General features: G+C 34.2%; 14 protein-coding genes and 2 tRNA genes. 5 read left to right on the plus strand and 11 right to left on the minus strand.

The features are described 5' to 3' along the window. Positions 1–2: 2 nt before the first annotated feature. The 5 genes from ANASTE_RS08485 to ANASTE_RS08505 are packed head-to-tail and all read right to left on the minus strand — an operon-like array spanning position 3 to position 5,022. The gene (locus ANASTE_RS08485) at positions 3–737 is read right to left on the minus strand and encodes a GltB/FmdC/FwdC-like GXGXG domain-containing protein (RefSeq protein ID WP_007050597.1); all 735 of its coding nucleotides are present in this window, start codon (positions 735–737) and stop codon (positions 3–5) included. After that, complete coding sequence (locus tag ANASTE_RS08490; RefSeq protein ID WP_007050598.1) at positions 734–1,969, minus strand: NAD(P)/FAD-dependent oxidoreductase; 1,236 nt, start codon at positions 1,967–1,969, stop codon at positions 734–736. The genes ANASTE_RS08485 and ANASTE_RS08490 overlap by 4 nt, the downstream gene beginning before the upstream one ends. 2 nt (positions 1,970–1,971) lie before the next feature. Continuing rightward, a complete protein-coding gene (locus ANASTE_RS08495; protein ID WP_039945449.1) occupies positions 1,972–2,406 on the minus strand; it encodes a 4Fe-4S dicluster domain-containing protein in 435 nt (144 codons plus the stop codon). A gap of 2 nt (positions 2,407–2,408) precedes the next feature. After that, positions 2,409–3,914 carry a glutamate synthase-related protein gene (locus ANASTE_RS08500; protein WP_039945451.1) on the minus strand — a complete coding sequence of 502 codons (1,506 nt, stop codon included), beginning with the start codon at positions 3,912–3,914 and terminating at the stop codon, positions 2,409–2,411. 1 nt (position 3,915) lies between these two features. Then, positions 3,916–5,022, minus strand: coding sequence for a class II glutamine amidotransferase (locus ANASTE_RS08505; RefSeq protein ID WP_039945453.1), 1,107 nt, complete (start codon positions 5,020–5,022; stop codon positions 3,916–3,918). Positions 5,023–5,470: 448 nt separating this feature from the next. Here ANASTE_RS08505 and ANASTE_RS08510 point away from each other — a divergent pair, with 448 nt between their 5' ends. The 5 genes from ANASTE_RS08510 (at position 5,471) to ANASTE_RS08530 (ending at position 11,951) form a co-directional block, all read left to right on the plus strand. After that, positions 5,471–7,555 (plus strand): glutamine synthetase III family protein, encoded by a 2,085-nt coding sequence (locus ANASTE_RS08510; protein ID WP_007050602.1) that lies wholly within the window; start codon positions 5,471–5,473, stop codon positions 7,553–7,555. A gap of 116 nt (positions 7,556–7,671) precedes the next feature. Then, positions 7,672–9,396 (plus strand): ammonium transporter, encoded by a 1,725-nt coding sequence (locus ANASTE_RS08515; RefSeq protein WP_007050603.1) that lies wholly within the window; start codon positions 7,672–7,674, stop codon positions 9,394–9,396. A 207-nt stretch (positions 9,397–9,603) separates the two neighbouring features. Beyond that, entirely contained in the window at positions 9,604–10,650 is a 1,047-nt protein-coding gene (locus ANASTE_RS08520; protein WP_007050604.1) for an alcohol dehydrogenase catalytic domain-containing protein, read from the plus strand. A gap of 114 nt (positions 10,651–10,764) precedes the next feature. After that, positions 10,765–10,849, plus strand: a tRNA-Tyr gene (locus ANASTE_RS08525). Between the two features lie 244 nt (positions 10,850–11,093). Continuing rightward, positions 11,094–11,951: an AraC family transcriptional regulator gene (locus ANASTE_RS08530; protein ID WP_007050605.1), complete on the plus strand. Its 858-nt coding sequence runs from the start codon at positions 11,094–11,096 to the stop codon at positions 11,949–11,951. Between the two features lie 62 nt (positions 11,952–12,013). Here ANASTE_RS08530 and ANASTE_RS12115 read toward each other — a convergent pair whose 3' ends face one another. From ANASTE_RS12115 to ANASTE_RS08555, 6 genes are all read right to left on the minus strand, one after another. Next, positions 12,014–12,190: a hypothetical protein gene (locus tag ANASTE_RS12115; RefSeq protein WP_007050606.1), complete on the minus strand. Its 177-nt coding sequence runs from the start codon at positions 12,188–12,190 to the stop codon at positions 12,014–12,016. An 80-nt stretch (positions 12,191–12,270) separates the two neighbouring features. Beyond that, positions 12,271–13,098: a helix-turn-helix domain-containing protein gene (locus tag ANASTE_RS08535; RefSeq protein ID WP_007050607.1), complete on the minus strand. Its 828-nt coding sequence runs from the start codon at positions 13,096–13,098 to the stop codon at positions 12,271–12,273. Between the two features lie 145 nt (positions 13,099–13,243). After that, positions 13,244–13,319: transfer RNA gene (locus ANASTE_RS08540), tRNA-Thr, on the minus strand. A gap of 55 nt (positions 13,320–13,374) precedes the next feature. Continuing rightward, complete coding sequence (locus ANASTE_RS08545; protein ID WP_007050608.1) at positions 13,375–14,295, minus strand: alpha/beta fold hydrolase; 921 nt, start codon at positions 14,293–14,295, stop codon at positions 13,375–13,377. Positions 14,296–14,494: 199 nt separating this feature from the next. Beyond that, positions 14,495–15,055: an aminoacyl-tRNA hydrolase gene (pth, locus tag ANASTE_RS08550; protein WP_007050609.1), complete on the minus strand. Its 561-nt coding sequence runs from the start codon at positions 15,053–15,055 to the stop codon at positions 14,495–14,497. 73 nt (positions 15,056–15,128) lie between these two features. After that, positions 15,129–15,335, minus strand: coding sequence for a hypothetical protein (locus tag ANASTE_RS08555; protein WP_007050610.1), 207 nt, complete (start codon positions 15,333–15,335; stop codon positions 15,129–15,131). Positions 15,336–15,385 lie beyond the last annotated feature (50 nt).

Here is a 15,385-nt window from a genome sequence, read left to right on the forward strand (position 1 = left end):
TTCTAATGATTAGTGTATAATTGTTTATAAGGGCTTTTTGTATTAGGTATGATCACATAATACTTGCTTTTTATTATTTTATCATAATCTTTGTCAAAGTAAGAACTGAATTTTTTTATATATTCTTTTATTTCATTTATATCTTTAGTGTCCGCTTCTTTAATAATCAATTTATCAGTTTCTATTTGGGGAGGATTTTCGGTTCTTAAAAATATTTTTCCTCCGTGCATTCCCGTAGCACAAAAATTTCCCAAAGGAATATTCCCTTTTTCATATCCTAATCCAAGAATTATTATATTTCCTCCCGCTTGATATTCGCCGAGGAACGAACCGGTTTTTCCTCCGATTACTATTGTCGGTTTTTTATCCTTATAAGCTTTCATATGAATTCCGGCTCTGTAACCGACGTCACCTTTAACATATATAGTTCCGCCTCTCATTGCATATCCCGTAGCATCCCCGCTTGAACCGTGGATTATGATTTCTCCGTCGTTCATAGTATCACCGGTAGCGTCCTGTGCATTTTCGTTTATGATAATTTTTGCACCGTCCAGGTATGCTCCGACTGCATTTCCGGGAACTCCGTTTATTGTAAGATTAGTTTTTGATAGTGCAGAGCCGATAAATCGTTGTCCCATTACTTCCTTTATGTTAATATCCCTGTCTTTTATGGCACATGCTTTTATTTCCAAATTTATTTCTCTATGTTCAAGTCCTTTTGCGTTTATTTCCATCATAACTTTTTCCCTCCCAGAGTAGTCCCTCTGTATTCTTTGGAAAAGGCAATAAGCCCGGGATTATCTCTAATTAAATCAAAATCTATATCATTTAATTTTACTTTTTCCCTTATTAAATATGTATAAATTCCGGATTTATTTACATCTCCAATAATAATATATCCTTTTAAAAGTCCGTCCTTGTATATAAGTTTTTTATAATAGTTATTCTTTTCAATAATATATTCTTCTCCGTCATAATTTCCTGCCGTTACCATATGAAGTCCGAACAATCCGAGTGAGTTCATTGGCATTGCGTTATTGTATGACTTTTTCCCTCCTGCCATATTTATCCCTGCGGTTTCCCCTTTAAAGTAAGCATTTGGAAGTAACGCTAGAATAATATTTTGTTCTCCGGTTATATCATAGCTCTCGGTGCAGTCTCCCGCAGCATAAATGTCTTTTATTGTTGTCATTCCTTTTTTATCTGTTATAATGCCCCTGTTGACTTCTGCTCCTATTTCTTTTGCCAATGATATATTCGGTCTTACTCCCACTGCCACTACAAAAACATCAAAATCAATTACAGTATTATCTTTTAGTGTCGCCTGATGTTCATTTATACCGGTTATGCTATTGTTTAAAACAAATTTAACGCCTTGTTTTTCTATATGTTTTTGAACGATTTTACATCCTTTATTATCTAGTATGCTCGGAAGAATCCTACCCGCAAGATCCACTACTGTTACGCTTTTTACTTTATCATTTACCGCTTCGGCACATTTGAGCCCTATAAGCCCTGCTCCCAAAATCAATACTTTGCTGTCTTTATTTATTGCTTTTTGTAAACTTAGTGCATCATCAAGGGACATAAAAGTAAATTTATTTATTACTTTTTCTTCTCCTTCAATGTGAGGGATAAAAGGAGAAGAGCCTGTTGCAATCATTAATTTTTCATAAGGGATACTTTCATTATTACTAAGGGATATGTATTTGTCTTGATGATTGATTTTTAAAGCCCTGACTCCTTTTATCACACTGACATTGTTTTTATTATAAAAATCATCATCTCTATATCTCATATTCTTTAAGTCTGTTTTACCTTGAACTAGGTAAGAAATTAAAGGGCGAGAATAGATAAAATGATTTTCATCACTGATAAGTGTTATTTCACCGTCTTTATCTATACTTCTTATTCCTTCTATTGTTCCTATAGCAGCAATAGAACCTCCTATAATTACATATTTGCTCATATTTAACCCCTTTCTTCGAATACAATGGCATTATTGGGACAACCTTTTACGCAGTTTGGTTCGCCTTTTAAATTATTAGTACAAAATTCACATTTATCTACCACACCATTTTCTTCGTCGGGATGTACAGCTCCGTAAGGGCAGACTAAAACGCAGGTTAGACAACCAATACATTTTTCTTTATTTACGCTTATCAACCCATCTTTTTTTGTAAGTGCACCGCTGATACAGCTTTTTAAGCAAATCGCATCATCGCAGTGTCTGCATGAAACTGCAAAGTGTATATCTTTATTTTCCTCTACGTTTATATTGGGTCTGATGTTTTTATCTTTAAGTGCTTTGACCATTCTGTCTTCATTGCTGTTTGCAAAAGCGCAATTATATTCACATAAATGACAGCCTAAGCACCATTCTTCGTTAACATATACTCTTTTCAATTCTATTCTCCCGCATGTTTTATTCCAAGTATTTCAAGTTCTTTTTCGTTTAGACCTACGCCTCTTAGCATTAACCTGTTTCCTTTTAACGCTTCGATTGAGTTAATACCCATTCCGCCCATCATCTCTTTTATTTCATGTTCCCACGCCGTAACCAAATTAACTACTCTTTTATATCCTATATCCGGATTTAATCTTTTTACTAAATCGGGGCGTTGAGTGGCGATACCCCAGTTGCATTTACCGCTGTGGCAGTTTCTGCATAAATGACATCCAAGAGCCATTAAAGCCGATGTTGCAATGTATACACAGTCGGCACCGAGTGCTATTGCTTTTACTACATCTGCACTGCTTCTTATACTTCCGCCTACTACGAGCGAAACGTTATTTCTTATTCCTTCGTTTCTAAGTCTTGAGTCTACACTGGCAAGGGCCAATTCTATCGGTATCCCTACATTATCTCTTATCCTTGTAGGTGCCGCACCTGTTCCTCCTCTGAAACCGTCTATTGCGATTATATCAGCTCCGCTTCTTGCAACTCCGCTTGCTATGGCAGCTACATTATGTACGGCGGCGATTTTTACGATTACCGGCTTTTCATAATTTGTCGCTTCCTTAAGGGATAATACAAGCTGTCTTAAATCTTCTATGGAATATATATCATGATGAGGTGCGGGACTTATAGCGTCGCTTCCCTCGGGTATCATTCTGGTTTTTGAAATATCCGGGCCTATTTTTTCTCCCGGAAGATGGCCTCCGATACCCGGTTTAGCGCCCTGTCCCATTTTTATTTCAATGGCTGAACCTGTGTTTAAATAATCCTTATGTACACCAAATCTTCCTGAGGCTACCTGTACGATCGTATTCTTACCATATTTATAAAAATCTTCATGAAGTCCGCCTTCACCTGTGTTATACATAGTTCCAAGTTCGCTTGCCGCTCTTGCTAAACTTTCATGAGCATTATAGCTTATTGAACCATATGACATGGCAGAAAACATTATTGGTACATTAAGTTTTATTTGAGGAGGAGTATTGGGGATGATTTTTCCGTTACTGTCTCTTTTGATTTCAACTGTTTTCTTTCCCAGGCTTACCTTTGTTTCCATAGGCTCCCTTAAAGGGTCTATGGAAGGGTTTGTAACCTGAGAAGCGTTGATAAGCATTTTATCAAAGTAAATGGGATATTCTTTTGGATTTCCCATTGATGCAAGAAGGACACCTCCACTGTCTGCCTGTCTGAATATATTTTCTATATGTTCCCCGGTCCAGTTTGCATGAGGTTTGAAAGTATGATCGCTCTCTACTATTTTTAATGCCTTTGTAGGACAAAGCGCAACACATCTGTGACAATTAACACAGTTGGTCTCATCGCTGAGCATCAATTTGCTGTCTTCATCGTAAAAATGAACTTCATTTGCGCATTGACGCTCGCAAACTCTGCATTTAATACATCTATCCTGATTTCTAACCACTTCAAACTGTGGATGTATAAAATTTATTCCCATTTTATTCAACCCCCTCATTTAATTTTACGATTACCGCTTCTCCTCCTGCGGGAGAGTAGATATTATCAAAATCTTTTTGTACAATTTTTATTGCACTCTCCTCACTTGCTATATATACGTCTTCACCTTTTTCTCCGACTACCATTGAACGAAGTTTAAGTCTGTCGTTAAGAGCCATTATTCCTCCGTCAAAACCCAGCATTATAGAAAAAGGTCCGGTAATAAGCATGCTGGAAAACATAGTTCTTAGATAGGTAAGACGCTCTCTTTCTTCTTTATCTTTTTTTTCTATAGTATCCCAAAAAGGAGCTGCGATTACTTCTGCGGTTTCTTCTAATGTAAGTCCCTTTTTCCTTAATAAATAATCCATCATATATGTAATTACTTCTGTATCCGTAAGCAGATTACATTTATATCCGAACATTTCAATAAATCTTCTGTTTGCGTCATATGAAGAAATCTCTCCGTTATGTACTATAGAATAATCCAGCAGGCTGAACGGATGTGCTCCTCCCCACCATCCCGGTGTATTGGTAGGGTATCTTCCGTGTGCCGTCCATGAATATGCCTTGTAATCATCTAGTTTATAAAACTCGCCCACATCTTCGGGATATCCTACGGCTTTAAATGAGCCCATATTTTTCCCGCTTGAAAAGACATAGCATCCATTCATATTTGTATTTATATTCATAACGCTTTTTACCACAAATTCTTTTTCATCCAATTGTGATGATTTTAATTTTGATTCTTTGGGAAACAGAAAATATCTGTAAATCAAAGGTTCGTTCGTGATTTTATCTATTTTTCTTGTTGGGATTATCCCATAGTCAATAACATCAAAATGAGTGTCTAAGAAAGATTCACATTCCTTTCTTACTATATTATCGTCAAAGAACACATGAAAAGCATAGTAATCCTTATACTCGGGATAAATACCATATGCCGCAAATCCGCCGCCCAAACCATTGCTTCTTTCATGCATAACTTCAATAGAAGTTATAATATCTCTTCCGTCGGTCTTTCTTCCGTCTTTATGAAATATCCCGCTTATTGCACATCCGGATGGAATTCTTACATTTCCTTCTTTATATCTTTCATCAAATACCATTTTTACACCCCCATGAAAAAATAAAAAGCCCAATAAACACAGAATAACTCCATGTTTATTGGACTCCTTTGTCCGGTTATTTAATTTTACAGTGAAAACAGTATACACTTATTTAAAATAAAAATCAAGTTTAAAATGTAAATAAATTTGAATTTTCAAAATATTTAAAAAATTGAAAAAAATACTTGACAAATACTAACTTGCGTAGTATTATGCATTCATAACAGCAACGGCGCTGTAGGCAAAAAGCTTACGGCGCCTTTTCTTTTTTAAAATTAAAATTGTATAAAGATAGGTTTGATTAAATTTCAATGGAAAGGTTAAAAAGGTGAAAAGGAATATAAAGATTTAAAATATGGTAGAAAGATTATGAAAAAAAATGTATAATTAATTCATATTGTAAAATTAATAAATATTTAATTTAACGTAGAGAAAGGATGTATAAATTATGGATAGAGTTGCGAGTTTATTCGGGTGTAAAGTTTTTAATGATGATACCATGCAGGAAAAACTACCAAACGATACATATAAGATATTGAAGAAAACTATAGAAGAGGGTGAAGCCCTAGATATAACAATTGCAAATGCGGTTGCGCATGCAATGAAAGAATGGGCACTGGAAAACGGATGTACGCATTATACACATTGGTTCCAGCCAATGACCAGTTTAACTGCCGAAAAGCATGACGCATTTATAGAGCCGGCAGGGGATAATGTGGTAATAAGACTTTCAGGGAAAGATTTGCTTCAAGATGAACCGGATGCTTCATCATTTCCTTCAGGGGGACTCAGAGCTACAAATGAAGCCAGAGGATATACGGTTTGGGATCCTACAAGCTATGCTTTTATTAAAGATAATACGCTTTGCATTCCTGCAATATTCTGTTCTTATAACGGCGAAGTACTTGATAAAAAAGCACCTTTGCTTAAATCCATAGAAGCAATAAGCGATCAAGTTGTAAGACTTTTAAAGCTTTTGGGCAAAGAATGTTCCGGAGCAGATCCGTCTGTAGGTGCAGAACAGGAATATTTTATAATCTCCGAAGAAATGTATAGAAACAGACCTGACTTAATTTATACAGGAAGAACATTATTCGGCGCTCCGACTCCGAAAGGACAGGAAATGGATGACCATTATTTTGCTCCTATAAAAGGTCCTATAATGAAATATATGCAGGATTTGGATGAAACTCTATGGGAACTTGGCATAACCGCTAAAACCAGACATAACGAAGTTGCTCCCGCTCAGCACGAATTGGCTCCGGTTTATACTTCTACGAATATAGCATGTGATCAAAATCAAGTCATGATGGAAATAATGAAAAAAGTTGCAAAAAAACATGGTTTGGTATGTTTACTTCACGAAAAACCATTTGAAGGTATAAACGGAAGCGGTAAACATAATAACTGGTCACTTACGACAAAAGAAGGTGAAAATCTATTATCACCGGGAAATGACCCTAAACAAAATATGCAGTTCTTATTAGTTCTTGCGGCTGTCGTTAAAGCTGTTGACGAACATCAGGATCTGCTTAGGATTTCCGTTGCAAGTGCAGGTAATGACCATAGACTAGGTGCGAATGAAGCTCCTCCCGCAATTATATCCATTTTCTTGGGAGATGATTTAAAAGGTGTTGTAGATGCAATCATCTCAGATAATGATTATAAGAGCGAAGGTAAAACTAAATTTAACCTTGGTGCTACGGTTCTTCCCGATTTGACTAAGGATACAACGGATAGGAACAGAACTTCACCATTCGCCTTTACGGGAAATAAGTTTGAATTCAGAATGGTCGGTTCTCAGGATTCGGTTGCATGTTCAAACATGATGCTTAATACTATTGTAGCTGACGCTTTCTGTGAATTTGCCGATGTACTTGAAAAGGATAATTCAGATGAAGCAATCAAAAAATTAATTAAAGATACATTTACTAAACATCAAAGAATTATTTTCAACGGGGACGGATATTCGGATGAATGGGTCGTTGAGGCAGAAAAGAGAAAATTACTTAATCTTAAGACCTGTGCGGAAGCTATCCCATATTATAAGAGAGAAGAAAATATTTCATTATTTGAAAAACATAAAGTTCTTACAAAAGAAGAAGTTGAAAGCAGAACCGAAGTTCTTTTAGAAGATTATTCAAATGTAATTTCAATAGAAGCAAAAGCTTGTTTGGATATGGCAAAAGCTTCAATTTTACCTTCATGTGTATCATACGTAAAAGAAGTTGCAGAGACTCTAGCGGTTAAGAAAGATGTTTGTCCTTCGGCTGACAGCACGGTTGAAGAAGATACGGTAATGAAAGTAAGCTCTCTTAACTCTTCATTGTATAAAGCTATCGCTACTTTGGAAGAAGGACTAAAAAAGGCTGAAAATATAGAAGATGTACAAGAAAGAGCGATGTCATTCAGAAAAGATGTATTTGAAAATATGGAAGAAGTAAGAAAATATGCTGATGAACTGGAAACTATCGTAGACAGAGATTTCTGGCCATATCCTACATACGGAGAAATCTTGTTCAGTGTAAAATAATTTAATAGTAAATATAATTTAATAATTATGACACGAAGGCGTGTAATTGTATAGATATTCTATATGATTACACGCTTTTTTATATAAATAAAAAATAACATTTGGAGGTAATTAAAATGGAGACAACATTTAATGCTCTCGATACCATTTGGGTATTGCTAGGAGCTATACTGGTATTTTGGATGCAAGCCGGATTTGCTATGGTAGAATCGGGGTTTACCAGAGCTAAAAATGCCGGAAATATCATTATGAAAAACTTGATGGACTTTGTTCTTGGTACAATCATATACTGGGTTATTGGTTTTGGGATCATGATGGGACCGGATATAGCAGGAGTCATAGGGAAGTTTGATTTCTTTATCAGAGGAAATTATGACAGTGCTTTTCCCACAATGGCATTTGTGATTTTTCAAACAGTATTTTGTGCTACTGCAGCTACAATCGTTTCGGGTGCTATGGCTGAAAGAACAAAATTCATTTCTTATCTTATTTATTCTGCGGTCATAAGTGCAATCATTTATCCTATTTCAGGACACTGGATTTGGGGAGGCGGTTGGTTAAGTCAATTAGGTTTCCACGATTTCGCAGGTTCTACCGCCGTACATATGGTCGGAGGTGTTGCAGCATTGGTAGGAGCTAAGATACTTGGACCTAGAATCGGTAAATATGATGAAAACGGAAAAAGTAAGGCTATCCCCGGACATAATATCGCAATCGGTGCTTTAGGCGTATTTATCCTTTGGATGGGTTGGTTTGGATTTAACGGATGTTCTACTGTAGCTATGTCTACAGACGAAGCTATGTTATCCGCTTCAAGTGTATTCGTAACTACAAACATGGCAGCTGCTGCAGCTACATTGATGACATTAATCGTTACATGGGTAAGATATGGAAAACCGGATGTTTCAATGACTTTGAACGGTGCTTTGGCAGGTTTGGTTGCAATAACTGCAGGCTGTGATATGGTCTCTCCCGCAGGAGCTTTATTTATCGGAGCTATAGCAGGTATATTGGTAGTATTTGCAGTTGAATTTATAGATCATAAACTTAAAATAGATGATCCTGTCGGTGCAATTGCAGTTCATGGATGCTGTGGTGCTACGGGTACATTACTTACCGGACTATTCGCATTGGACGGAGGTCTTTTCTACGGCGGCGGTATACATATGTTCTTAATTCAATTACTCGGAGTCGTTTCTGTCATTATTTATGTTGGAGTTACGATGTTTATAGCATTCAAGCTTATTCAAAAGACTGTAGGGCTTAGAGCTAGCGAAGAAGAAGAAATCTTAGGATTGGATATAACCGAACACGGATTGGTAAGTTCTTATGCGGATTTTGCTCCCGCAGGAGATTTCTATTATTCATTGGAAGATGAAGGCAGCCTTGCTTCATCAAGTGAACCTGTTCCGGCAGCAAAAATGGAAGATATACCTGTAGAAGAAAAGGACAGTCAAATCAAAGTAACTAAGACGGCTTCGGGTATAAGCAAAATTACAATCGTAATTAATAAAGACAAGTTCAATTCACTTAAAGCAGCAATGCAAAAAGTCGGGGTTACGGGAATGACGGTAACCAACGTACTTGGATGTGGTGTTCAAAAGGGAAGAAAAAGCTATTATCGTGGCAGTGAAGTAGATGCGGTATTGCTTCCAAAACTAAAAGTCGAAATAGTAGTTGCGGCTGTACCTGTAAGAACCGTTATCGAAGCAGCTAAAAAAGCTTTATATACAGGAAATATCGGAGATGGAAAGATCTTTATTTACGGACTTGATAATGTAGTTAAAATCAGGACCGGAGAAGAAGGCTTTGATGCACTCCAAGAACCTGAAGAAGAATAAATGATACTGTCTGGATATTTATGTTTTAAATATAATCGGTCAGACAGGTTTTACACCTCAAAAGCATGCTCATATAGCCCTCTGAGCGTGCTTTTTTATTTTAAAATCAGATGACGTTTACAATTAGTGAAAATATTTTCAGTATTGCGATTATATAATTATAATATTAAACTTAATATAAGATAAATTAATTGTAAGGAGACGAAAATGAAAGCAATACTTTATAAAGGACCCGGAAATTTTGATTATGAAGAAGTGGAGACTCCGTCGTGTCCTAAAAATGGTGTATTAATCAAAGTCATATCGGTAGGACTTTGCGGTTCTGATATCAGAACTTTTAATTCGGGACATCACAAGGTCAAACCTCCTTTTGTAATTGGGCATGAAATTGCAGGAATAGTTGAAGAGAGCGACAGTGAATATTATAAAAAAGGTCAGAAAGTAATGTTAAATCCGGGTATTACTTGCGGAAAATGTAAATTTTGTACATCTGACAAAAATTTAGGCAACCAGTGTAAAAATATTGTTGTACCGGGAATGGATTTTTACGGCGGATATGCACAGTATGTAGCACTTCCCGAAGTTGGCACTAATCCGAAATTTTTACATATACTTCCGGACGATTTTAATTTGGATTTAGCACCGCTTTCCGAAACATTGGCAAGCGTTTATTCCACTCATGATTTTATCAATATAACAAAGGGTGATATCGTCCTTATAATCGGGGCAGGACCTTTAGGTAATTTACATAGCGCAATGGCTAAGATCAGAGGTGCTAAAAAGGTTATATTATCGGAAGTAAATCAACCCAGACTTGATAAAGCTAAAAGATTTGATTTTATAGATTTATTCGTAAATCCTACAACGGAAAATTTAGAAGAAATAGTTAATAGAGAAACCGACGGAGATGGGGTAGATGTAGCTATAACGGCTTGTCCTGTGGGTGCTGTGCAAGAGGAAGCAACACACTATGTAAGACCTAGAGGAAAAGTTCTATTATTCGGAGGACTTCCTCATGATAACTGTCATGTAAGTTTTGACAGTAATTTAATACATTATAAAGAACTTCAAATATGCGGAGGATATAGTTTCTCACCCGATTCCTTTAAGCATGCACTTGATTTGATAGTAGACGGTACTATACCTGCTGATAAATTTGTTACTCATACGCTTCCTTTATCTGAAATAAAAAGAGGAATAGAAATGACGAGGACCGGAGAGGCAATTAAGGTAATTTTAAAACCTTGGGAATAAATAATATTATAAAAATGCATCTGTTTCAGGTGCATTTTTTAATTAAAAGCTATATAAATGAGTAATCTCTTGACAAAAGGGAAATAATATAATAAAATATTATAGCATATTCATGGGGGAGTGCCCGAGTGGCTAAAGGGGGCGGACTGTAAATCCGTTGGCTCAGCCTACAATGGTTCGAATCCATTCTCCCCCACCATTTGTATGATTTTAAACATCTTTCAATCGAAAGATGTTTTTTTTATAAAAATAACTAAAGATAAAATGTATTTTGTTCAATTAATAAAAATAAAACGTTAAATGACTTATAATTAAAGTATGTTTGATATATTATAATTTAAAATATTTATATTATTTATTTAATAGACAAAACAAAGCACAGAAAATCGGGAGACCTTTTTCTAATAATAGTAAGATATAAATACAGACAGGAGGTATTTATCATGGAGTGGACTGAATGTATCGGTACTGCAATCAATTATATTGAGGATAATATAACCGAAGAAATTACAATCGAAGATATTGCAAAGAAAGCAATGATTTCACCTTTTTATTTCCAAAAAGGATTTACCATGCTTTGCGGATTTACTGTCGGAGATTATATAAAAAAACGAAGACTCTCGCTAGCCGGCAGCGAGCTTATTTCAACTGATAAAAAAATCATAGATATAGCTTTAAAATATGGTTATAATTCTCCGGATAGTTTCACAAAAGCATTTACTCGTTTCCATGGTGCAACGCCTACTTCTGTAAGAAAGGGCGAAAAAATGATAAAATCTTTCGCTTCATTAAAAATCAATTTTACTTTGGAAGGAGGTTATACTATGGATTATAAAATAGTAAAAAAGGAACAGTTTACCGTGATTGGGGTATCACAAGTGTTTAAGTATGATGATGCTCAAACAGAGGTTCCTAAGTTATGGTCAGAATATTATCAAAAAGGCAAAAATGATATTGTATGCAGTGTTTATGGTATTTCTATCGATGAAAATATGGAGGGTAATAAGTTTGAATATCTTATTGCCGATAATTATGAGCCCATAAAAGAAATTCCTGAGGGATTTGTAACGAAAGTTATTCCTAAACATACTTGGGCAGTATTTTCTTGTAAGGGTGCAAGCTCTACGTCAATTCCGGATGTGCAAAAGAAGATTTTTTCGCAGTGGTTGTCTAATTGCAAAGATTATGAAATTGCTGCAGGATATAATATCGAAATGTACAGTGATCCGTCAGAGTATAAAATGGGTGTAGAGGATGACAATTATTACAGCGAAATTTGGATTCCCGTAAAAGCAAAATAATAAATAAAAAAGGAGATATTTAAATTATCTCCTTTTTTATTTATTAGTATATATTTTATAAATTAATAATGAACAATAAAAAAGTAAATTACATATACCCAGCTTAATAATCCGTGAATGATTGCCCAACCTATAGAATGCCATGTAGAATAGCTTATGACCATTGCAAGGGCACTGCCGAATGAAATCCCGGATTTAACACTTTTCTTTATTATCGTCGTCTTATTTTCTGTTTCCATATCCTTCTCCTATATAGATTTAGTTAATATATTATACTATATGGATGAGAGAAATACTAATTTTATAATTATTTTCTGTTTTAATCTTCATTTCTTTTCCTACTTATTTTAAAGCATATTAATGCTATTATTATAGCACTGAATGTATTTAAAATTACGTTGAATATCTCAAATGGATCAGGACCTAAGAAATAATTCGCTATACGGTTTATAGAAAAACTTAGAGGTATCAGTAATAAAAATGCTATCCCCGTAATTTTGAATTTTTTATGTTTCATTTTTATATATAAGTAATATAGTATCCAAATATATACTATGCCCAGTATAGCAAAAATACTGCCAAGAGAAAATATTAAATTGTTTTCAAGTATTATGCTTAATGTAAATAAATAAGGGATGATTGACAGAGTTATGCTTATAATAACCGATTTAAATCTGTTTTTTTTGGATTTAAAAATTGAGAGGATAATTAACCAGCTAAGTATACATGAAGCACATACAACAAGAGACCATGAAAATGAATTATATAATACATAGTCACAAATCAAACAAATTATTATACTTATAATCAAAGAAAAAGAAATACCTAAAAATATATAATTTAAATATTTTTTACTTTTTTCACTTGATATGTTAACCATATAAGTAAGTGTCTTTTTTACTTTTCTATCTATATCTTCATTTATATCCGATATTTCTTCTCTTTCGCCGTTTAATATTTCATTGGTCGTTACATCTAAAATATCAGATAGTGGTATCAATAAAGAAATATCGGGACAGCTTATTCCTCGCTCCCATTTTGATATTGCTTTGTTTGTAATATTGAGTTTATCTGCAAGCTCCTTTTGAGTTAAGTTTTTTTCTTTTCTCAGACTGCAAATAAATGTTCCTATTTTTTTATAATTCATTAATGTTCCTCCGTTATGTTAAGATAATCATAATTGAAAATAACAAAATAAGCAATCGCTTGTCAGTCGAATACCATATAATGGTATGAAATTTATTTGGTAAAAAAAATCTGTACTGAAACATCAGTACAGATTGATTTTTAAATGGAGCTACTAACGGGACTTGAACCCGTGACCTCTTCCTTACCAAGGAAGTGCTCTACCGCCTGAGCCATAGCAGCATTTTCAGTTCATATAATAACATGAATTTTAAAATTTGTAAATTGTTTATTAAAATTAATTATCAATATTATTTAAAAACTCCAAAACATCTTTGTATACTTCCATATGATTTTTTTCATTTAATATTTCGTGTCTTAGTCCATAGTATAATCTGGCTGAGATATTTGTATACCCCAGATTTCTTAAAAACTCCATACTTTCTTTAAATTTTTCCTCTCCGCCGATAACCGGATCGTCTTCTCCTGCTATAAAAAATATTGGAAGATTTTTATTTCTGGCTTTATATTCATCTTTTTTAAATGCCTTATCTACCAGGTTAAATAAATTTTTAAATCCGTTTATTGTAAAAATATATCCGCAAAGCGGGTTTTTATTGTATTCTTTGACTTTTGATATGTCACTGTTTAGCCATTTATTCATTATGGGTTCTTCAAATTTATCATTGAATGAGTTGAAAGCCAATCCATTGATAAATTTACTTCTATGATGTTCGCCTTTCATTTTCCCGATTAGCGATGAGATGCCTAGACCCATTTTTGCCATTGGATTTTTATATGGTGCACCGCATAATATCATCCCATTTATTTCATTGTCATGTTCTTTCAAATAATTCCTTGCCACTAACGTACCCATACTATGAGAGAAAATATAATAAGGTATATCTTTATATTCTTCTTTGATATGTTCAGTTATGATATGAAAATCTTCGACGATCATGTCTCCGCTGTCGTCATAAAAATACCCTAAGTCCTTATCTTCGATTATACTTTCTCCGTGACCTCTGTGGTCGTTGATAACGGTTATATATCCGTTATTTGTAAGATAGTCCATAAAGTCATAATATCTTTCCTTATGTTCTGCCATGCCGTGGGCGATTTGAACAATACCCTTGATATTATCTTCCGGTATTTTCATATAACATGATATTTTTAATTTTCCATCACTTGAGTCCACTGAAAATGATTTTTCTTTCATTTTGATTTACCTCACTTATAATTAAAGTATATCTTTTTTGTAAGGATTTAAATGCCATTTTTTATATTATAACATAAATAATATTTATTATAAAATTAATGATACTATATATGTGATTAAGGTTATTAGCTAAGAGTCAATTTAAAATTGGAGTTCATCATATAAAAATAAAAAGAAGTGAATACACTTCTTCTTTATTTTATTTCTTATTGTACATATTCATTGCTTTGTCTAAATCTTTATCCAGAGCAGTAAAAATAGCCTTACTTGTCATGATAACCATATCTTTTATAACCGGAAGTTCTTCTGCACTGAATCTTCCTAGAACATAGTTTACCAAGTCTCCGTGTTCGGGACTTCCCACTCCCATTCTGAACCTTGGGAAATTTTTTGTCCCGATTTCTTTCACTATGGATTTCATCCCGTTATGGGTCCCGGGGCCTCCGTTTTTCCTTATCCTTAACTTTCCCTTTGGAAGTTCAATATCGTCATATATGACAAATATATTTTCTTCGGGTATTTTAAAATAATCTTTAAATAATTTTACGCTTTCTCCGCTTAAGTTCATATATGTTCTCGGTTTGATCAAAAACACTTCTTCACCTGCCAGCTTGCCTTTTCCATAGTCGGCTTTGAACTTTGTTTTATTTATTTTTATATTGTATTCGTCACTTATATAATCTACTGTTTCAAAACCTATGTTATGTCTTGTAAGGTTATATTCACTTCCTATATTTCCAAGTCCAACTATTAAGTACATGTTTATATTTTTCTCCTAAATTTTAATCAGCTTATACATTATATCATTTATTATTAGTTTTTTTAATATGTATTTATTCATTTATTCTTTTTATTATTGCTTCGCTTACCATTTTTACCATTCCCGTCATTGATGTTATCGCCATGATAGCAACCTTGCTTACATCGTCTATAATATCTTCTTGATTACTTACGATCGGCTTGATACTGCTTTTTTCTTTTAATCTGCTCTGTCCGATTATATCTTTACTGTATGGCACAAATTCGTTAATTACCTGCATATATAATCCTCCTTTTATTTTATAATATTTAAAATGTTTAATAATGGTGA

It is taken from the genome of Anaerofustis stercorihominis DSM 17244 (assembly GCF_000154825.1).
Classification (GTDB): domain Bacteria; phylum Bacillota; class Clostridia; order Eubacteriales; family Anaerofustaceae; genus Anaerofustis; species Anaerofustis stercorihominis.

Coding starts and splice junctions, on each gene's coding strand:
- ANASTE_RS08485 (WP_007050597.1), bottom strand. CDS start 737: ATGATGGAAATAAACGCAAAAGGACTTGAACATAGAGAAATAAATTTG.
- ANASTE_RS08490 (WP_007050598.1), bottom strand. CDS start 1,969: ATGAGCAAATATGTAATTATAGGAGGTTCTATTGCTGCTATAGGAACA.
- ANASTE_RS08500 (WP_039945451.1), bottom strand. CDS start 3,914: ATGGGAATAAATTTTATACATCCACAGTTTGAAGTGGTTAGAAATCAG.
- ANASTE_RS08505 (WP_039945453.1), bottom strand. CDS start 5,022: ATGGTATTTGATGAAAGATATAAAGAAGGAAATGTAAGAATTCCATCC.
- ANASTE_RS08510 (WP_007050602.1), top strand. CDS start 5,471: ATGGATAGAGTTGCGAGTTTATTCGGGTGTAAAGTTTTTAATGATGAT.
- ANASTE_RS08515 (WP_007050603.1), top strand. CDS start 7,672: ATGGAGACAACATTTAATGCTCTCGATACCATTTGGGTATTGCTAGGA.
- ANASTE_RS08520 (WP_007050604.1), top strand. CDS start 9,604: ATGAAAGCAATACTTTATAAAGGACCCGGAAATTTTGATTATGAAGAA.
- ANASTE_RS08530 (WP_007050605.1), top strand. CDS start 11,094: ATGGAGTGGACTGAATGTATCGGTACTGCAATCAATTATATTGAGGAT.
- ANASTE_RS12115 (WP_007050606.1), bottom strand. CDS start 12,190: ATGGAAACAGAAAATAAGACGACGATAATAAAGAAAAGTGTTAAATCC.
- ANASTE_RS08535 (WP_007050607.1), bottom strand. CDS start 13,098: ATGAATTATAAAAAAATAGGAACATTTATTTGCAGTCTGAGAAAAGAA.
- ANASTE_RS08545 (WP_007050608.1), bottom strand. CDS start 14,295: ATGAAAGAAAAATCATTTTCAGTGGACTCAAGTGATGGAAAATTAAAA.
- pth (WP_007050609.1), bottom strand. CDS start 15,055: ATGTACTTAATAGTTGGACTTGGAAATATAGGAAGTGAATATAACCTT.
- ANASTE_RS08555 (WP_007050610.1), bottom strand. CDS start 15,335: ATGCAGGTAATTAACGAATTTGTGCCATACAGTAAAGATATAATCGGA.